This is a genomic window from Janthinobacterium aestuarii (assembly GCF_046113285.1).
Classification (GTDB): domain Bacteria; phylum Pseudomonadota; class Gammaproteobacteria; order Burkholderiales; family Burkholderiaceae_D; genus Janthinobacterium.
Map to the genome: position 1 here is coordinate 5,566,349 of NZ_CP142524.1, position 19,911 is coordinate 5,586,259.

Genomic DNA, 19,911 nt, shown 5'->3' on the forward strand with positions numbered 1-19,911 from the left:
CGACATTTCCTGCACGAAACTCCTCCGCTAGAATACCGGCCTCATAGCCTGTACCTTCACCATCCCCCTTGATTAAAGCGATCTCCGATGCGTCTGGTTCTTCCCCTGCTGCCGCTCCTGCTGCTATCTCTGCTGCCCGCCGCCCATGCGGCCCCCTCCCCCGCCGCGCCCACGCCGATCACGCTGGACCAGGCCATGGCCGATCCCGACTGGATCGGCACACCCGTCGAAGCGGCATGGTGGGGCTGGAATGGCCAGCTTTACTACAAACAAAAACGCCTCGGCTCGCCCCTGCGCGACACGTTTCACGTATCGGGCGCGCATGCGAAACTCAATAGCGGCAAGAGGGTCGACGATGCGCAGCTGGCGAACCTCGATGGGCAGCAGATGATCGTCAACCGGGCCGGCACGCGCGCCATCCTGCTGCGCAACGGCGACTTGTTCGAGCGCGACCTGAAAAACGGCGCCTTGATCCAGATCACGCGGGGCGTCTCCGCCATCAGCGACCCGCAGTATTCCGCCGACGGCGGCGCCGTGCAGTACCGCAGCGGCACCGACTGGTTCAGCTGGAGCCGTGCCGACCGCCTGAGCGCCCCCGTCGCCCTGCTGCGCGCGGCCAAGGACCCGGACGCCAAGCCGGAAGCGGACGCCCTGCGCGAGCTGCAGCTGCGCCTGATCGTCAACCTGGCGCGCCAGAAGGACGACCGCGACGCGAGCCGCGAGCGCCGTCACGAAGAGCGCCGCCTGGACGCCACGCGTGCGCCGGAACCGATCTACCTGGGCGACAAAGTGACGATTTCCGGCAGCGCCCTGTCGCCGGACGGCCGCTGGCTGCTGTTCGTCACGCAAGACAAGGCCGCCGAAAAGGGCAAGCTGGGCAAACTGGCACGCTACGTCACGGAAACGGGCTATCCGGAAGCGGACGACGAGCGCACGCGCGTGGGCCGCAACATGCCGATCGCGCAAAGCCTGAAACTGGCGGACCTGCGCACGGGCCAGGTACGCGAGATCGCTTTCGACAGCCTGCCCGGCATCGCCACCGACCCGCTGGCCAGCCTGCGCGCCGAACAGAAGCTGCCGCCGCTGAAAGGCAACCGCCCCGTGCGCATCGACGCCCAGCGCGACGGCATCGCCTGGACCGATGACGGTTCCAAAGCGGCCGTGCGCGTGCGCGCCATCGACAACAAGGACGGCTGGCTCGCCACCGTCGACCTGGCCAACGGCGCCCTCGTGCCCGCGCACCGCATCAGCGACACGGCCTGGGTCAACCGCCGCGCCGAGGAATTCGGCTGGCTGCCCGACAACGCCACCCTGTGGTATCTGTCCGAGGAAAGCGGCTACGCCCACCTGTACACGAAAACGGGCACCGCACCCGCGCGCGCCTTGACCAGCGGGCAATGGGAAGTGAGCGCCGTCGAATGGAGCCGCGACGGCAAGACCGCCTATTTTATGTGCAACCCGCAAGCGCCAGGCACGTATGAAGTGTGTGCCAGCACGGCCAAGGATGGCGGCGCGCGCGAAGTCACCAGTTTGAAAGGCGTGGAAAACTTCGGCCTGTCGCCCGATGGCGGCAAGCTGCTGCTGCGCTATTCGACCAGCTATATGCCGGCCCAGCTGGCCACGGTTTCTGTCTCTGGCGGCAAGGCGACTATCCTGACCGATACGCGCAGCGACGCCTTCAAGGCGCGCAACTGGGTCATGCCGGAACTGGTGCAAGTGCCGTCCACGCATGGCGCGGCGCCCATCTGGGCCAAGCTGTATCGCCCGGCGCAGCTGGAAGCGGGCAAGCGCTACCCGATCGTCATGTTCGCGCACGGTGCCGGCTACCTGCAAAACGTGACGCAGCGCTACCCCGTGTACTTCCGCGAACAGATGTTCCACAACCTGCTGGTGGAGCAGGGTTACATCGTGCTCGACGTCGATTACCGCGCCTCGCTCGGCTACGGCAGCGCGTGGCGCACGGCCATCTACCGCCAGATGGGCCACCCGGAACTGGAAGATTTCATCGATGGCGCCAACTGGCTGGCAGCCCAGCACCAGGGAGACATCAAGAATGTGGGCATCTATGGCGGCAGCTATGGCGGCTTCATGAGCCTGATGGCCCTGATGCGCGCCCCGGAAATCTTCAAGTCGGGCGCCGCCCTGCGTCCCGTGACGGACTGGACCACCTACAACCACGAGTACACGGCCAACATCCTGAACACGCCGGACGTCGATCCGCTCGCGTATAAAATCTCGTCGCCGATCGAATACGCCGACAAGCTGACGGGCAACCTCCTGATCGCCCACGGCATGATCGACGACAACGTGTTCTACCAGGATTCCGTGCGCCTGTCGCAGCGCTTGATCGAGCTCAAAAAGGATAACTGGGAAATGGCCAGCTACCCGATGGAGCGCCACGGCTTCGTGCAGCCGGAAGCGTGGTATGACCAGTACCGCCGTATCTATCAGCTGTTCAATCGTACGTTGAAATAAGCGATATCAACAAAAAATGTCGGATTACGCGGCTGCGCCGCTAATCCGACCTACTCGCTGAGGTGTAGGTCGGATTAGCCCGCAAGGGCGTAATCCGACACCACACCCACCACAAGCACTCAGTCAAACGGCACCGGCCGCGGCGTCGTGTCGCTCGATGGCGGCAGGATCGGCAGCACGAGGTGCGGCTGCTTGCCCGTGAGTGTTTTCAGGAAAGCGACGAGTTGCGCGTTTTCATCGGGCGCAAACGTGCGGCCCAGCTGTAAACGGCCCATCACATCGACGGCCTGCGTCAGGGTGGCCGCTTCGCCATCGTGGAAGTAGGGATACGTCAATTCCACGTTGCGCAGGGTCGGCACCTTGAAGTTGAAGCGGTCGGCATCCTTGCCCGTCACGGCCGAGCGCCCTTGCGCCGTCATCGCCGTCTTGTACGGTTCCACCACACCCATCTTCTGGAAAGTATTGCCGCCGACGGCGGGGCCGTTATGGCAGGCGATGCAGCCGCTGGATTTGAACAGCTGGTAGCCGGCCAGCTCGTCTTTCGTCAGCGCGCTTTTCTTGCCCATCAGCCATTGGTCGAAGCGCGAACCGGGCGTCACCAGCACTTCCTCGAAGGCGGCGATGGCGCGCGTGACTTGCTCGATGGTCAATTTATCCTGGCCAAATACTTGCCGGAATTCCGCGCGGTAGGCGGGAATCGAGGCCAGCACGTCGATGGCCAGCTCGTGCGTAAAAGCCATCTCGCCCGGATTGGCGATGGGGCCGCCCGCCTGCTCCTGCAAATCCTTGGCGCGGCCATCCCAGAATTGCGCCACGTTCATGCTGGAATTGAGCACCGTTGGTGAGTTGATGGGTCCGCGCTGCCAGTTGTGGCCGATCGACGTCTTGATGTTATCCGTGCCGCCCATGCTCAGGTTATGGCAGCTATTACAGGAAATAAATCCGGAACGCGACAGCCGCGGATCGAAAAACAGTTTCTTGCCCAGTTCGACCATGGCCGGATTGGCCACCTTGGCGGCCGTGATGGGCTGGATCGGCTCCTTGCTGGCGGCGTGCAGCGTGCCGCTGAAAGCGAGGCTGGCGATGAAGACAAAGGGGGAGAGGGTACGGCGCATAGTCTAACTCCTGGAAGCATTCCCGAATCGGCGGTGCACGCCGGCGCGGGAATGCAGCGCGGCGGCCCGGTCGCCACCCGACCATCGCTGATTGGATGTTGATTTATATTAACTTTGACGGCTTGATAATGAAAATGACCGGCGTCAAGGATCGTCCAGCGCGCGAATCACGCTTGCCATTTGGGCAAGCGTGGCACATGATGAAGGCATGCATACTTCTACCTACTCCGCCCTGCGCACCGCGTGCGCCGCCATCCTGCTGCTGGCTACCAGTGCCTGCGGCAGCGCCCCCGCACAAGATGCGCCACCCGCGCCCGGCAATGCCGGCTTGCTGGCGCAAATTCAGGCGGAAGTGGGCGCCGCCGCCTGCGATTCCACCCAGCAATGCCAAACCATCGCCATCGGCGCCAAAGCCTGCGGCGGTCCCGAGCGCTACCTGGCCTGGTCCAGCAAGGACTATGACGGCAAAAAACTCAAGGCCTTGGCCCAGGCGCAAGCCGAGGCCAGCCGCAAGCAGCAGCAGGCTGACGGCATAATGTCGACCTGCTCCATCGTCACGGACCCGGGCGCCACCTGCGAGGCGGGACGCTGCGTGCTGCAAAAGAGCGCCATGGGCGGCAGCTCGGCGATGTAAAAAAGCCGCTGGATCAGCGGCTTGCGTGATGCGGCAACACGTCAGGACTGCAGCTGCAAGGTCTTGACGATCTTGCTTTCCACCTTCTCGCCCGCGCCCGAGGTGGCATTCTTGCTTTCCTTGCGCAGCAACAATAGATGGTCGCCGCTGACGCCATACTGACGCGTCTCGTCCGTCTTTTGCGTAAAGCTGACGACGACAAAGGCGCGCCCGCTCACGTCAAAGTGGAAATGGCTGGCCAGCGGCGTGCCGTCGGCGGCGATCCACACCTCGATGCCGCCTTCGAACTTCTTCACATACTTGCGGTCTTTCTCCGGCACCTTGTCGAGCGACAAGGTAAAGCTGAGCAGGCGCGCGGGCTTGCCCTTGTAGCTATCGATCTTTTCCCCGCTGAACACGGCTTCCTCGATCTCGCGCGACAGGGAATCGGCCGCCGACACCATGGAACGCAACTCCGCCGCCTTCATCTCCCCCAGCGCAAAGCCGATCGGCGTCTTGACCTTCGGGTCCTTCACCCTGGCGCGCTGCTCGGCCTCCACTTTCGCCAGCAAATCCTTGCTGTAGAGCACTTGCAAGCCCGCCGGTCCGCCCTCGACAGCCACCGTGGCCTGGCCGCTATCCTCTTCCGCCGCCTTGCCCTCGCCCTCGCGGCGCCAGGTTTTCGATTCCACTTGCGCCTTGATGGGCAGCTGGCCCTGCAAGCGCGCCAGCGCCGCATTCAGATCGGCCAGCCCGTCGGCCCGCGCCGTACCGCAAAACAAACTGAACAAGCCCGCAGCCGCCAGGCCCTGCACTCCAATACGTCGCCGCATCGCCACATCCCTTCAGCTCATACAAGGATGCCAAAACACCATGTTTTGGCCATCTGTTGCATTTGAACACAGCTAGCTCTGGTCAGGTGGAAAGTCTTTCTGCTATAATTCGCCGCCTTGGCCTGGTAGCTCAGTCGGTAGAGCAGAGGATTGAAAATCCTTGTGTCGGTGGTTCGATTCCGCCCCGGGCCACCAAGAATTCAGCAGAACATAGCAAAAAGCCAACCTTCGGGTTGGCTTTTTTGTTTACCGGCTCAAAAGTCTTTGCCCCGGTCCATCCATGGTGTCCGGTAGGCCAGCATACTTCGGACGGCTCTTCTCCTTGCTCGCGTTTATTTGCTCCGCCATACAAACGTGTCGACTTAAAGCTCATTCACGCCACGCCTTCCGTCGCCGCGGAGGACGACCGCCTCAAATCAGAGTGCAAGCTTATTCAGTACTTGGCACCCATTCAGCACTACATAGCAAAAAGCCAGCCTTCGGCTTGGCTTTTTTTCAGCGTTGCTCGCTCTCGCTACGGCCTCATCGCCAGTCACGCAGCGTTACGCACAGCGATAGCTTACCCAACGCTCTGGCGGGGCACGCCTTCGTCAAATTCATCGGCTGGATTTGAAACAAGCAATATTGCTCAAAAGATATATAATTTACATCAGCAGCCTGACTCTGGCCACACCAGGCCATTTCAGTACGACGCAAGCACAGGCATCACTTAAAAATTAGAAATGGATAGATTCAATGAAGATACTGGCAACTGTACTTAGTTCGTGCATGCTCGTTGCATGCGGTGGCGGTGGTGGCTCGTCACCTGTTCCTGTCACCCCAACAAGTCTAACAGTCAACGGCACTGCCGCAACGGGGAAGGCCATTGCTGGCGCCACTATTACTGCCAAATGCCAGACAGGCACCGGCAACGCCACGACGCTGGCTGACGGCAGCTACAGCCTTGCCGTAGCCGGCGGCAACCTACCGTGCCTGCTCCAGATCACCGATCCGGCGGATGGCTCAAAATTACACACGCTCGTGCTGGGAAACGGCAGCGCCGCCACTGCCAACATAACGCCACTAACCGAAATGCTGACGGCGCGGGTACTGGGGAGCGAACCGGCGGTCTTCTTTGCCGCGTTTGACGCCACGATTGCCAACAACAAGGTCACTCCCACTGCAGTGAAGGCAGCGCAGGCTGATGTGGGGACGGTACTCAACGGTGTCGTCGACACGAGCCCCCTCGTTGATTTCCTTGCCACGCCATTGAAAGCCGCGACACAGGGCAACCCGGCCGGCGGCGATGCGCAGGACAGGCTTCTGGATGCGCTCAGAGTAAAAATCAACGCCGCCCGGCTCACCCAGGTCGTCACCGCGCTGGCCAAGATCACCAATACAGACGCCATCAAGCAAATCATCGCCGATATTGCTGCCGTCCCCCCTGTCGCCCAGGCGGGACCGCTACAAAGCGTGGTGACGGGGACTGTCGTCACGCTCGATGGCAGCGCCAGTTCGGCCGATGCCGGCCGTACGCTCAGCTATGCATGGACCCTGCAATCCAGACCGGCAGGCAGTACGGCAAGCTTGTCGTCGCCGACCTCCGTCAGACCCACTTTTACGGCGGATGTGGCCGGCACCTATGTTGCCAGCGTCATCGTCAACGACGGCAAGGTCAGCAGCAACGCGGCAGCGGTCAGTATTACGGCCAGTGTAGCCAATGCGGCGCCGGTGGCGAACGCAGGCTACGCGCAAAATGTCTTGTCCGGCAGCGTGGTGGAACTCGATGGCAGCGCCAGTTCGGACGCCAATGGCGATGTCTTGACTTTTGCCTGGGAGCTGACGACAAAACCGGCGAACAGCAAGGCCTCCTTGTCTTCCGCCAGCTCGGCCAAGAGCACCTTTATCGCCGATACCACCGGTTTGTATGTAGCTAAACTCATCGTCAACGATGGCAAGGCGAGCAGTGCGGACGCAACTGTTACTGTCACCGCCAGCGCCGTCGACAACTCCGGCCCCAACGTGTCGGCCATCACTGTCACCCCCGCCATCATTGACGTCTCGCAGACAAGTCAACAGGTGACGGCCACCGTCAGCGTGACAGATGCCACCGGCGTCAATCTCAACGCCCTGCCCGCCCCCCATTGGTACAACGTCGCCGACATCGGCGGCACCCGCATCAACAGCCAATGGAAACTGGCGTCCGGCGACGCGAAGCATGCCACCTTCAGTTCGACGGTGACGATCCCCACAGGCGCCAAAGCAGGCGAATGGCTGGTCGGCTCGCTCGCCTTCCGTGACGTATTAGACTATACGAGTACAAATGGCGGCTACAGCCAGGGTTTCACCGTGCAAAGTAATGAACTCAGCGACACATCGGGTCCCACCGTGTCAGCCATCACCGTCAATCCCACCACCGTTGATGTCTCCCAGACAAGTCAACTGGTGACGACCACCGTCACCGTGACAGATGCCACCGGGATCAATCTCAACTCCCTGCCCAATCCCTATTGGTACAACAGCGCCGATATCGGCGGCACCCGCATCGACAGCAAATGGGTGCTGGCATCCGGCGACGCGAAGCATGCTACGTTCAGTTCAACGGTGACGATACCCGCAGGCGCCAAAGCCGGCTCCTGGACGGTTGGCTGGACAGCGTTCCGTGACACATTAGGATATACGAGTACAAATGGCGGCTATAGCCAGGGTTTCACCGTGCAAAGCAATGGGCTCAGCGACACGTCAGGGCCCGCCGTTTCTGCCATCACTGTCACCCCCGCCATCGTTGACGTCTCGCAGACAAGTCAACTGGTGACGACCACCGTCACCGTGACAGATGCCACCGGGATCAATCTCAACGCCCTGCCCAATCCCTATTGGTACAACAGCGCCGATATCGGCGGCACCCGCATCGACAGCAAATGGGTGCTGGCATCCGGCGACGCGAAGCATGCTACTTTCAGTTCAACGGTGACGATACCCGCAGGCGCCAAAGCCGGCTCCTGGACGGTTGGCTGGACAGCGTTCCGTGACACATTAGGATATACAAGTACGAATGGTGGCTACGACAAAAGTTTCACCGTTAAATAAGCGCGCCAGGCAGCACCAGACGGTCAATCAGGGAGCTGCCAGCCCGCTCTGAACATCCTCAGCCAACCTCCGGGTTGGCTTTTTTGTTTGCCTTGCACAAAACCTCCACCCCACCCCGCCGCTATGTACGCAAACGAACGGACTGCAGCCGCCCAAGAGCCCATGCTGCAGGCAGACCATCACTTTCCCTCCCGCCGCCAGCGCCCTGCGCAACACGGCAGACGGGTCGGCTGGTCAGCTCTCCCGCCACACCGCCATGCGAAACTCGCGCCCGACGCCGTCGAGCCGTTCCGTACATTACGGCTCACTGCCAAAGGATGCATCATGAAACCTACCTTGATATTGCTCGCGCTCGCCTCTACCCTCGCCCTGACCGCTTGCCAGCGCGAAGCGCCACCTGCGCCGACCGTCGTCCAAGTCGTTCCCGGCCCTGCCGGCGCGCCTGGCCCTGTCGGCGCCACGGGTGCCACGGGTGCTGAAGCGCCTCCCGGCGCGACCGGTGCCACCGGCGCCACGGGCCAGACGGGCGACAGCGGCGCCGCCGGATACGATGGCGCCAAGGGCGCTACTGGTGCACAAGGCAACGATGGCGCCAAAGGCGACGACGGCGCCAAGGGCAAGACGGGCGACACGGTGATTGTCGTTCCGCAACGCTAATACCGTTAGCGCCGGCTATCGGCGACAACCTTGTTCAGCCACAACGCCAACCCTTGCGGTTGGCGTTGCTGCGTATGCGCTGTACCGCACAGTCACATCGGCCGCATCGGCCTACCCTGTCGTCATGACACAGGGAGATATCGCATGCTGACGCTCATACTGATGGTGGCCCTGCTGGGCCTGGTTGTACTGTTCGCGCCCGGCCCCGTGCGCCGCGCACTGATTACCCCGCACCTGCTGGCCCTGTTCAAACGCATCCTGCCGACGATGTCCGACACGGAACGCGACGCGCTCGAAGCGGGCACCATGTGGTGGGATGCCGAGCTGTTTTCCGGCAAGCCCGACTGGACAAAATTGCTGGGCTATGGCCGCGCCACGCTCAGCGCCGAAGAGCGCCATTTTCTTGACCATGACGTCGAGCGCTTGTGCGAACTGGTCGACGACTGGGAAACCCAACAGGCGCAGGATTTGCCACCGCAAGCCTGGGCCTACATGAAAAGCCAGGGTTTCCTCGGCATGATCATTCCCAAGCAATACGGCGGCAAACAGTTCTCCGCCTACATGCATTCGCAAGTGGTGATGAAACTGTCGAGCCGCTGCTCGGCGCTGGCCGTGACCGTGATGGTGCCCAATTCGCTGGGACCGGCCGAGTTGCTGTTGCACTACGGCACTGAGGAACAGAAAAACCATTACTTGCCGCGATTGGCTGCCGGCACCGAGATTCCCTGCTTTGCCCTGACCAGCCCGTATGCGGGCTCCGACGCGGCCGCCATCCCCGACCTGGGCGTCGTGTGCATGGGCATGCATGAAGGTCGCCCCACCCTGGGTTTCCGCCTCACGTGGAACAAGCGCTACATCACCCTGGCGCCCGTGGCGACCTTGCTGGGGCTGGCTTTCCAGACCAGCGACCCCGACCACTTGCTATCCGACAACGATACGCCCGGCATCACCTGCGCCCTGATCCCCGCCAGCCACGACGGCGTGGTGATCGGCCGCCGCCACCATCCCTTGAACGCCGCCTTCCAGAACGGCCCCACCTCCGGCAACGATGTCTTTATCCCTATCGACTGGGTCATCGGCGGCCAGGCACAAGTGGGCAAAGGATGGCGCATGCTGATGGAATGCCTGGCGGCGGGACGCGCCATCTCGCTGCCCTCGTCCAGCGTGGGCATGGGCAAGATGGCCGTGCGCGGCACCGGCGCGTATGCGGCCGTGCGGCGCCAGTTCAACATGCCCATCGGCAAGTTCGAAGGGGTGCAGGAAGCGCTGGCCCGCATGGGCGCCAACCTGTACCTGATGGATGCGGCCCGCACTCTGGCCGCGCACGCCGTCGACCTGGGCGAGAAGCCGGCCGTCATTTCCGCCATCGTCAAATACCATGTGACGGAACGCGGACGCGCGCTCGTCAACGACGGCATGGACATTCTCGGCGGCAAGGGCATCTGCGTGGGCCCGAACAATTTCCTCGCCAGCGCCTACCAGCAAATCCCCATCGCGATCACGGTCGAAGGGGCCAACATCCTCACGCGCAGCCTGATCATCTTCGGCCAGGGCGCCATCCGCGCGCATCCGTATGTACTGAGGGAAATGGCCGCCGTCAACGAAAGCGACGGCCGCAAGGCCTTGCGCGATTTCGACGCGGCCTTCTTCGGCCATGTGGGCTTTGTGCTGGGCAACCTGGCCAGGGGCTTGTGGTACGGGCTGGGCGGCGCGCGCCTGGCGGCCGTGCCCGACGCCGGCGCCCCGGCACTGGCGCCCTACTACCGCGCCCTGACGCGGCTGTCGACGGCGTTTGCCATCATGACGGATATGTCGATGTTCGTGCTTGGTGGTGAACTCAAGCGCCGCGAGCGGCTGTCCGCCAGATTGGGCGACGTGCTGGCGCAACTGTACCTGGCTTCTTCAGTGCTGAAGCGCTACGAGGACGATGGCCGGCCTGAGGCCGACCTGCCCTACGTGCACTGGTCGCTGCAGGATGCGCTGGTCAAGGCGCAACAGGGCTTGACGGGCGTGCTCGACAATTTCCCCGCGCGCGTGCTGGCCGTGCTGCTGCGCACCTTGCTGTTCCCGTTCGGCCTGCCCCACCGCCCGCCGTCCGACGAGCTGGGCAGCGAAGTGGCGCTGGCCCTGCAAACGCCGGGCGCCGACCGCGAACGCTTGCTGGCCGACGGCCATGTCGCCAGCGACAGCAATGATCCCGTCGCCTGCGCCGAGCGGGCGCTGGCCCTGCTGCCCGAGGTTTTGCACATCGAAAAACGCCTGAAGGACACGCCCGAAGGCGCGGCCCTGCGGCACCTGCCGCAAAGCCTGTCCGCCATGCAGCCCTGGCTGGCAGCGGCCAAGGCCACAGGCAACGTCAACTGTCAGGAGCACAATAGCTTGCTGGAATATGCACGCCTGGTCGATGGTTTGATCCAGGTCGACGATTTTGCGCCCGCCGCAGCGCACGAAACGCCGGACGCCTATCCCCGCGATGACGCCGGCGTGGTCGAGGCCAACGACAAGCCCAGCACAAGCGGCACCAGCGCCGCATACACGACGATCACCGACAACCAGACGGCGCCGGGCCAGTACGCCCTGACGCCAAAATAAATGCTGGAAAATACCAGCGGGCACAGCACGGATGCCAGGCTCACGGACGAGGCCAGCACGCCCTGAAACTGGCCTTGCCGGTCCTCGGCAACTTGTCGCGTGGCCAACGACTGCAGGGCCGGCGCGCCGATGCCGCCCAGGGCGAACACGGGCATGATGGCGAAGATCATCCAGCTGCGGGTGGCGAAGGCCATGACGACCAGCGCGACGCAGGCGCAGGCCACGCCCGCCAGGATGGTGGCGCGCTCGCCCAGCAGTTTCACGGCCGGGCCGGGCAGAAAAGCCTGGGCCAGCGCCTGGCACACGCCAAACGCGCCCAGCGACAGGCCGATCCACAAGCCATTCCACTCGAACGCATCGTGGCCCCACAGCGCCCAGCACACGCCATACACCTCGCCCGCCGCGCTGAAGGTAAAGAAGATGGCGGTGATCGGCAGCAAGCTTTTCTGCGATAACACCCAGCGCAGCGGGCGCAATGGATTCAATGCCAGCAGGTCGATTTTTTCGCCCGTGGGCCGACGTGATTCCGGCAACGTCAGCAACGCCAGCAGCAGGTTGCCGGCATTCAAAATGGCCGCCGCCATGAACGGCAGGCGCAGTCCGTAATCGCCCAGCGCGCCGCCCAGCACGGGGCCGATGATGAAGCCGGCGCCGAACATGGCATTGAGCAAGCCGAAACGGCGCGCCCGCGTTTCCTCGGGAGAAATATCGGTGATGTAGGCCGTGGCCACGGACACATTGGCGCTCGTCAAGCCCGCAATGGCGCGCCCCAGCAGCAGCATCCACAGGCTGGGCGCAAACGCGAGGAACAGGTAATTGACGGCCGCGCCCGCCAGCGAAAGCAGCAGCACGGGGCGCCGCCCCAGGCGGTCGCTCAGCGCGCCCAGCACGGGCGCAAAGATGAACTGCATCAACGCATACAGGGCCGTCATGATGCCGATGTACGCCGCCACGTTATCGGCATGCGTGACGTCGCGCAGCAGCGCGGGCAAGATGGGGAAGACCAGGCCGATGCCGACGGCGTCGAGCACGACCGTGGCAAAGATGACAGGCAGCGCTGTCGCCGGAACGACTATTTTCATATACTCAATCCAAATATATACTCAGTACATAAATAGTACGCCCAGCCTGGCTGTACCATCAAGCCTTATCTGTACTCAGTACACTTCGTGTATGATCGGGGCAACATGACGATTCCTTCCGACCTCCGCTCCCGCAAACGCCTTGCCACCCGGCAAGCCATCTCGAATGCCGCCACGCGCTTGTTTTTCGTGCGCGGCTTCGAGCAGGTGACGGTGGACGAGATCGCTGCGGCTGCCAGCGTGGGACGCATGACGGTGTTCAACCACTTCCCCCGCAAGGAAGACATGTTCTTCGACCGCGAGGAAGAGGGACGCGAGCTGCTGCGCGCCGCCTTGCGCCAGCGCGATCCCATGGTGCCTCCCATCGAAACGCTGCGCCTGCTGGCGCACCGCCTGGTACGGGAAGACAGTCCCTACGTCACGTTTTCCGCCGCCGGCCAGGGTTTTATTGCCACCATCGAGTCCAGCGAGACCCTGAAAGCGCGGGCGCGGGCGATCCGCGACGAGTTGGCGCAAGTGGTGGCAACGGCGCTGACCGACAGCACGGGGCGCGACGCGCACGATCCCCAGGCCCGGCTGGCGGCCAGCCTGCTGCTGGCCACCTGGAGCACGGCCCTGATCGAAGCGCACCGCGCCTTCGCGCGGCATGGCGACGCGCAGCTGGCCAAGGCCCGCTTCCTGGCCCTGGTGGACCAGGGGCATGTCGGCCTGAAGGCAGCGTTGGCGGGCACGCCTTACGTCTGACGTTTCCGGGCATCGGATGTCAATCCCTTGACCCAAGGCAAGGCAATCTGGCGCCAGCCCGCCTACAATCGCCGGCTTTGCCCATCCCATGCGCCACGCTCCCGAACTCCTCCTGCCTGCCGGCTCCCTGGCCAAGATGCATGCCGCCTTCGACTATGGCGCCGACGCCGTCTACGCGGGCCAGCCGCGCTACAGCTTACGCGTGCGCAATAACGATTTTTCGACCTTGCAAGCCTTGCAGGAGGGCATTGATGGCGCGCATGCGCGGGGCAAGCAGTTCTTTGTCGCCAGCAATATCTTCGCCCACAACGCGAAGCTGAAGACGTATTTGCGCGACATGGAGCCGGTGATCGCCATGCGCCCCGACGCCCTGATCATGGCCGATCCCGGCCTGATCATGATGGTGCGCGACAAGTGGCCGGAGATTCCCGTGCACTTATCGGTGCAGGCGAATGCCGTCAACTGGGCCGACGTGAAATTCTGGCACCGCATGGGCCTGACGCGCGTGATCCTGTCGCGCGAACTGTCGCTCGACGAGATCGAGGAAATCCGCCAGCGCTGCCCGGAAATGGAACTCGAGGTGTTCGTCCACGGCGCCCTGTGCATCGCCTATTCGGGCCGCTGCCTGCTGTCCGGCTATTTCAACCACCGCGACCCGAACCAGGGCACGTGCACGAATTCCTGCCGCTGGGATTACAAGGTAAAAAATGCCGCCGAAGACGCCAGCGGCGACCTGGGCGGCATGCAGGTAGTGCCGCTGGAATTTCACCAGGCGCTGGCCGAAGCCGACAACAATGCGTTTTCGGCCCTGCACCAGCAGCCGCGCCACCCGCTGGCCGACCAGCCCTACTTCATCGAAGAAGCGCAGCGGCCGGGCCAGCTGATGCCGATACTCGAAGACGAGCACGGCACCTACATCATGAATTCGAAGGACTTGCGCGCCGTCGAACACATCGAGCGCTTGGTCAAGATCGGCGTCGATTCGCTGAAGGTCGAAGGCCGCACCAAGTCGCTGTACTACGCGGCGCGCACGGCGCAAGTCTACCGCCAGGCCATCGACGACGCGGTGGCGGGCCGGCCCTTCGACATCAGCCTGCTGGGACAGCTGCAAGGCCTGGCCAACCGCGGCTACACGGACGGTTTTTATCAACGCCACCACACGCAGACGCACCAGAACTACATGCGCGGCGCGTCGGAAGCGGACCGCAGCCAGTACGTGGGCGACGTGCTGGGCGTGACGAACGGCTGGGCCAGGGTGGAAGTGAAAAACCGCTTTGCCGTGGGCGACCGCATCGAAGCCCTGCACCCGGGCGGCAACCGCGACTTCACCATTACCCGCATGCTGGCCGATGACGGCAGCGAAATCCAGGTGGCGCCCGGCAGCGGCCACTTCGTGCGCATCGAACTCGACGGAGCGCTGAACAAGGCCTTGCTGGCGCGCTATTTGTAACCGCCAGTCTGGCGCGCAGGGCGGCAAACCAGTATGCAAGTATTTGATTTGGCAAGAAAAATTTCAGCTGGCACCGCCTGAATAATTTGTTTAGGCTTCAACATTGCTATACGATACGGCCACCCAGCGCCCGGGGCCGTTATCGGCATCCGGTGCGTCCCTGACACGTTCACCGGAATCCCCGATGCCACCTGCCACACCTGCCCTGATCACCAATGACGCCGTCGTCCTCGGCCTGCTCGCCATGACCCTGGGGGGCGTCTTCTGGACCGCCTCGCGCGCCAACGGCTTCTGGAAAAAGTTTTATACCTATATCCCGTCGCTGCTGATGTGCTACCTGATCCCGGCGCTGCTCAACACCTTCGGCATCATCGACGGCAACGCTTCCGGCCTGTACGCCGTGGCGCGCGACTATCTGCTGCCCAGCGCGCTGGTCCTGCTGTGCGTGGCCATCATCATGTTTTTGACCGGCACCCTCGGCGTCATGCTGGGCGCCCTCGTCTCGTTCGAGGCACTGCGTTTGATCCACCCGGAAACGGTGGCGGGCGATACCTGGCGCGGCATGACGACTGTCGCCGGCTCGTGGATAGGCGGCGGCGCCAACCAGGCCGCCATGAAGGAAGTGTTTGAAGTGGACGCCACCCTGTTCGGCCAGTTCGTCGCCGTCGACGTGCTGGTGGCCAACGTGTGGACGGCCGTGCTGCTGTTCCTGGCCGGCCGCGCAGGCGCCTTCGACCGCTGGACGGGCGCCGATTTGACCGCCATCAACGCGCTCAAGGACAGCATCGAAAGCTACCGTGCGCAGCATGCGCGCATCGCCACCCTGACCGACATCATGATCATCCTCGGCGTGGGCCTGGGCGTGACGGGCCTGTCGCATTTCTTGGCCGGCCCCATCATCAGCTGGATCACCACCCTGCCGGCAGAATGGCGCCTGCAGGATTACAGCCTGACGTCGAACTTCTTCTGGATCGTCGTGCTCGCCACCACCTTCGGCCTGCTGCTGAGTTTTACCCGGGCGCGCAGCCTGGAAGGCGCGGGCGCCTCGACCATCGGCTCGGCCATGCTGTACGTGCTGGTAGCCACCATCGGCATGCACATGGACTTGAAAGCCCTGTTCGACAAGCCTTTCCTGTTCCTGCTGGGCCTGATCTGGATCGCCGTGCACGGCGGCCTGATGCTGCTCGTCGCCAAGCTGATCCGCGCGCCCCTGTTCTTCATGGCCGTCGGATCGCAAGCGAACATCGGCGGCGCCGCCTCGGCCCCCGTCATCGCCAGCGCCTTCCACCCGGCCCTGGCCCCCGTCGGCGTCCTGCTGGCCGTGCTCGGCTATGCGCTGGGCACCTACGGCGCCTACATCACGGGCTTGATCCTGCGCAGCATGGCGGGGTGATGCCCCCCCCGGCTTGAGCAGCTAAACTTGCCACGACAACGCCAGCCTTCGGGCTGGCGTTGTCGTTTACTGCTCGCATCGGCCGCAGTGTCCTGAAAACTCCCCACAATGTAGCAGAAACCCCTCAAAACCAAATTTCTGCACCATTTTTGTGCGAAATCTGCGATGATAGTTGCCCAAATAACCGATTACCTCCATGGAATTCTGATGAAATACGCATCTGCTCACGAGTATGTCCAGCATGTCGCCGCACGCAATCCAGGTCAGCCCGAGTTTCTGCAAGCCGTCACCGAAGTCATGGAGAGCTTGTGGCCGTTCCTGGAACAGCACCCGAAATACGCGGAACAAGGCTTGCTGGAACGCTTGATCGAGCCGGAGCGCGTGGTGATGTTCCGCGTGTCGTGGGTCGATGACCATGGGCAGGTGCAAGTCAACCGCGGCTACCGCATCCAGCACAGCATGGCCATCGGGCCGTACAAGGGCGGCATCCGCTTCCACCCGTCCGTCACCCTGTCCGTGCTGAAATTCCTGGCCTTCGAACAAACCTTCAAGAATGCCCTGACCACGTTACCGATGGGCGGCGGCAAGGGCGGCGCCGATTTCGATCCGAAGGGCAAGAGCCCGGGCGAAGTGATGCGCTTCTGCCAGGCGTTTGTCAGCGAACTGTTCCGTCACGTGGGTTCGGATACGGACGTGCCGGCCGGCGACATCGGCGTGGGCGGGCGCGAAGTGGGCTATATGGCCGGCATGATGAAAAAACTCAGCAACCGCGCCGATTGCGTGTTCACGGGCAAGGGCGCCAGCTTCGGCGGCTCGCTGATGCGGCCGGAAGCGACGGGCTACGGCACCGTGTATTTTGCGCAAGAAATGCTGAAGACGCGGGGCCGCTCGTTCGAAGGCATGCGCGTGTCCGTTTCCGGCTCCGGCAACGTGGCGCAGTACGCGGTGGAAAAAGCCATGGCCATGGGCGCGAAAGTCATCACCGTCTCCGATTCCAGCGGCACCGTCATCGATGAAGACGGTTTTACGCCGGACAAACTGGCCATCCTGATGGAAATCAAGAATCATTTGTATGGCCGGGTCAGCGATTACGCCGCGCGCACGGGCGTGCGCTTCGAAGCGGGTGTGTCGCCATGGCATGTGCCGGTCGACATCGCCCTGCCCTGCGCCACGCAAAATGAACTCGATATCGCCGATGCGCGCCTGCTCATCGCCAATGGCGTGCAATGCGTGGCCGAAGGGGCCAACATGCCCACCACCATCGAAGCGGCCAAGGCCTTCGAGGCGGCCGGGGTGCTGTACGCGCCGGGCAAGGCCAGCAATGCGGGCGGCGTGGCCACTTCCGGCCTGGAAATGAGCCAGAACGCGGCCCGCATTTCCTGGCCGCGCGAAGAAGTCGACGCACGTTTGCTGCAGATCATGCAAGGCATCCATGCGGCGTGCAAGCAATACGGCACGCGCGCCGACGGCACGGTCAGCTACGTCGATGGCGCGAACATCGCCGGCTTCGTCAAAGTGGCCGATGCGATGCTGGCGCAGGGTGTCATTTAAGCGTAGGTCGGCTTAGCGCGAAGCGCGTAAGCCGACACCACCGCAAGCGTCAACAATGTCGTCGGATTACGCGCGGCGTTGCCGCGCTAATCCGACTACAACATCTCGGGCTTCATCAGGCTCTTGCGGCTGATCGTGCGGCCCGACACCATGAACTCGCCATTGCCCCGGTAATGCAGGGTTTCGGGCAGCTTGGGCGAGGTGGCCACGTGGGCTTTCACGCACTCGAAAATGAAGAAGCCGCCCTTCGGGTTGCCCGCCACCTGGGCCAGCTTGCATTCGAAGTTGGCATAGCACTCGGCGATCAGCGGCGCGCCCACCTGTTCGGCCGGCTGCGGCGTCAGGCCGAAGGCCGTGAACTTGTCCGTGTCTTCGCCGCTGCAATTGCCGATCGCGACCACCTGGTCGACCATGTCGGCCGTGGGCAAGTTGATCACGCACTCCATGCTGCGCTTGATCATTTCATAGCTGTGGTTCGCGTCGGAAATAAAGCAGCCGAGCAACGATGGCGTAAATTCCATCAGCATATGCCAGGCCATGGTCATGACGTCGCTTTCGCCCTGCCACGTTGAACTGACGAGCACCACCGGGCCCGGCTCGAGGAAGCGGCGGATATCGGCGACGGGATAATCTTCTTTGTGATAATTTTTCATCTGCTCTCCAGGACGCGGTACGCCATAGCATAGACCAACGGCGCCTTCGCGGGCGCGCGGCTGGGCGATGGCGGCGTGTCATCCGCGCCGCGATTTGTGCCGTTCATTGCAAATTTCTCCCCGTTGGAGATGTTGCAACATAGAATACACTGATCAACTACTCAAGGAAACCGCCATGCGTCCTCTGTTCCTGTTGCCAGTCCTGTCCCTCGCTTGCCTCGCCAGCCTCGCGCATGCCGACGAGCAAACCCGCACGGTCGCCGCCTTCAACGCCATCGACATTCGCGGCCCCATCAGCATGGAAGTGGAATCGGGCAAGGAACAAAGCCTGCTGCTGCGCGGCGACCAGAAATTCCTCAGCGGCGTGATCACGGAAGTGGTCGATGGCGAGCTGAAAATTTCCATGAAGGATAAAGATATCAAGAAGACCGAGGGCGACCCGCGCATCATCATCACCATGCCCACCTTGCGCAAGCTGATCGCGGAAGGCGCGGGCGAGAAGATCTTGACCAAGCTCAATGGTCCAAGAGTCGACATCAGCTACAAGGGCGCGGGCCGCCTGGCCGCCGATGGCCAGGTCGACTGGCTGCGCCTGAAGGCGCAAGGCGTGGGCGAAGTCGATACGAAAGCCTTGCTGGCGAAAAACGTCGACGTGAATTTCGAAGGCATCGGTTCCGTCAAGGTGTATTCCTCGGGCGAGCTGAACGCCGTGGTGCGCGGCATGGGCGAACTGACGTATTACGGCAAGCCGAAGATCGTGCACAAGTCGATCGCCGGCATCGGCAGCGTCAACGCCGCCAAGTAAGCTTTTCCATAAAAACAAGGCCATCAGGCCACTGGAGACCGCATGACCGCTTTACAAGATACCGAGGCACCGCTGGTGCTGCGCGAAGACGAGGATGGCCTCGTCACCCTGCGCCTGAACCGCCCCCTGCAATTCAATGCCCTGTCGGAAGCCATGCTGGCCGCGCTGCAGGAAGCGTTTGATGCCATCGCGCAGCAGCCGCACGTGCGCTGCGTGGTGCTGGCCGCCGAAGGCAAGGCGTTTTGCGCGGGCCACGATTTGCGCCAGATGCAGGCCACGCGCCAGCTTGATTACTATCAAACCCTGTTCGCGCAATGCTCGCGCGTGATGCAAGCCATTCAAACCTTGCCCGTGCCCGTGATCGCCCGCGTGCATGGCATCGCCACGGCGGCCGGCTGCCAACTGGTCGCCAGCTGCGACCTGGCCGTGGCGGGCGCGTCCGCGCGCTTTGCCGTCTCCGGCATCAACGTGGGCCTGTTCTGCGCCACGCCGTCCGTCGCCCTGTCGCGCAATGTGTCGCCCAAGCGGGCTTTTGACATGCTGGTGACCGGCCGCTTCATCGACGCCGACACGGCCGCCGACTGGGGCCTGATCAATGAAACGGTAGCCGACGCGGCGCTCGACGAGGCCGTGGCGCGCCTGGCGCAGCAGATCATGGCGAAAAGCCCGACGGCCATCCGCTACGGCAAGGCCATGTTCTACCGGCAGCGCCAGCTGCCGCTGGACGAGGCGTATGCGTATGCGGGCGACGTGATGGCGCGCAATATGATGGAAGAGGATGCGGAGGAAGGCGTTGCCGCCTTTTTGGAGAAGCGGCCGCCCGGCTGGGCGCGGCCTTGAGTACCTGACCGAACCTACTGCGCGTCGGTATAGGCAGCC

General features: G+C 63.0%; 14 protein-coding genes, 1 tRNA gene and 1 pseudogene. 12 read left to right on the forward strand and 4 right to left on the reverse strand.

From position 1 onward, the window contains the following. Window positions 1-87: 87 nt before the first annotated feature. Window positions 88-2,475, forward strand: a complete 2,388-nt coding sequence (locus OX462_RS25065) for a S9 family peptidase (protein ID WP_070292444.1) — start codon at window positions 88-90, stop codon at window positions 2,473-2,475. 119 nt (window positions 2,476-2,594) lie between these two features. Here the strand turns inward: OX462_RS25065 and OX462_RS25070 are convergent, their stop codons facing one another. After that, on the reverse strand, window positions 2,595-3,590 hold the full coding sequence (locus OX462_RS25070; protein ID WP_121668405.1) for a cytochrome-c peroxidase: 996 nt from the start codon (window positions 3,588-3,590) through the stop codon (window positions 2,595-2,597). 208 nt (window positions 3,591-3,798) lie between these two features. Here OX462_RS25070 and OX462_RS25075 point away from each other — a divergent pair, with 208 nt between their 5' ends. After that, window positions 3,799-4,224: a hypothetical protein gene (locus tag OX462_RS25075; RefSeq protein ID WP_409027302.1), complete on the forward strand. Its 426-nt coding sequence runs from the start codon at window positions 3,799-3,801 to the stop codon at window positions 4,222-4,224. Between the two features lie 41 nt (window positions 4,225-4,265). Here OX462_RS25075 and OX462_RS25080 read toward each other — a convergent pair whose 3' ends face one another. Next, entirely contained in the window at window positions 4,266-5,036 is a 771-nt protein-coding gene (locus tag OX462_RS25080; protein ID WP_409027303.1) for a hypothetical protein, read from the reverse strand. A 119-nt stretch (window positions 5,037-5,155) separates the two neighbouring features. Here OX462_RS25080 and OX462_RS25085 point away from each other — a divergent pair. From OX462_RS25085 to OX462_RS25100, 4 genes are all read left to right on the forward strand, one after another. Further along, window positions 5,156-5,231, forward strand: a tRNA-Phe gene (locus tag OX462_RS25085). 540 nt (window positions 5,232-5,771) lie between these two features. Then, a complete protein-coding gene (locus tag OX462_RS25090; protein WP_409027304.1) occupies window positions 5,772-8,105 on the forward strand; it encodes a PKD domain-containing protein in 2,334 nt (777 codons plus the stop codon). Between the two features lie 324 nt (window positions 8,106-8,429). After that, window positions 8,430-8,762, forward strand: coding sequence for a collagen-like protein (locus OX462_RS25095; protein ID WP_409027305.1), 333 nt, complete (start codon window positions 8,430-8,432; stop codon window positions 8,760-8,762). Between the two features lie 144 nt (window positions 8,763-8,906). Then, a complete protein-coding gene (locus OX462_RS25100) occupies window positions 8,907-11,354 on the forward strand; it encodes an acyl-CoA dehydrogenase (protein WP_409027306.1) in 2,448 nt (815 codons plus the stop codon). Here OX462_RS25100 and OX462_RS25105 read toward each other — a convergent pair. Further along, a pseudogene (locus OX462_RS25105) lies at window positions 11,330-12,436 on the reverse strand (TCR/Tet family MFS transporter); the annotation flags it as partial. The gene OX462_RS25100 and the pseudogene OX462_RS25105 sit on opposite strands and share 25 nt — an antisense overlap. A 105-nt stretch (window positions 12,437-12,541) precedes the next feature. Here OX462_RS25105 and OX462_RS25110 point away from each other — a divergent pair. The 4 genes from OX462_RS25110 to gdhA all read left to right on the forward strand — a co-directional run bounded on the left by OX462_RS25110 (window position 12,542) and on the right by gdhA (window position 17,574). Next, window positions 12,542-13,180, forward strand: a complete 639-nt coding sequence (locus OX462_RS25110; protein WP_409027307.1) for a TetR/AcrR family transcriptional regulator — start codon at window positions 12,542-12,544, stop codon at window positions 13,178-13,180. 88 nt (window positions 13,181-13,268) lie between these two features. After that, window positions 13,269-14,630 carry a prephenate-dependent tRNA uridine(34) hydroxylase TrhP gene (gene yegQ / locus OX462_RS25115; protein ID WP_409027308.1) on the forward strand — a complete coding sequence of 454 codons (1,362 nt, stop codon included), beginning with the start codon at window positions 13,269-13,271 and terminating at the stop codon, window positions 14,628-14,630. Window positions 14,631-14,814: 184 nt separating this feature from the next. Then, window positions 14,815-16,023 carry a DUF819 family protein gene (locus OX462_RS25120; protein WP_409027309.1) on the forward strand — a complete coding sequence of 403 codons (1,209 nt, stop codon included), beginning with the start codon at window positions 14,815-14,817 and terminating at the stop codon, window positions 16,021-16,023. Between the two features lie 207 nt (window positions 16,024-16,230). Continuing rightward, window positions 16,231-17,574 carry an NADP-specific glutamate dehydrogenase gene (gdhA, locus tag OX462_RS25125; protein WP_409027310.1) on the forward strand — a complete coding sequence of 448 codons (1,344 nt, stop codon included), beginning with the start codon at window positions 16,231-16,233 and terminating at the stop codon, window positions 17,572-17,574. A 95-nt stretch (window positions 17,575-17,669) separates the two neighbouring features. Here gdhA and OX462_RS25130 read toward each other — a convergent pair whose 3' ends face one another. After that, window positions 17,670-18,227 carry a flavin reductase family protein gene (locus OX462_RS25130; protein WP_070312598.1) on the reverse strand — a complete coding sequence of 186 codons (558 nt, stop codon included), beginning with the start codon at window positions 18,225-18,227 and terminating at the stop codon, window positions 17,670-17,672. A gap of 175 nt (window positions 18,228-18,402) precedes the next feature. Between OX462_RS25130 and OX462_RS25135 the strand changes: the two genes are divergently transcribed. Together OX462_RS25135 and OX462_RS25140 are read left to right on the forward strand one after the other, a co-directional pair. Then, window positions 18,403-19,032 (forward strand): head GIN domain-containing protein, encoded by a 630-nt coding sequence (locus tag OX462_RS25135; RefSeq protein WP_409027311.1) that lies wholly within the window; start codon window positions 18,403-18,405, stop codon window positions 19,030-19,032. A 42-nt stretch (window positions 19,033-19,074) separates the two neighbouring features. Further along, window positions 19,075-19,872: an enoyl-CoA hydratase gene (locus tag OX462_RS25140; RefSeq protein ID WP_409027312.1), complete on the forward strand. Its 798-nt coding sequence runs from the start codon at window positions 19,075-19,077 to the stop codon at window positions 19,870-19,872. Window positions 19,873-19,911: the final 39 nt, after the last annotated feature.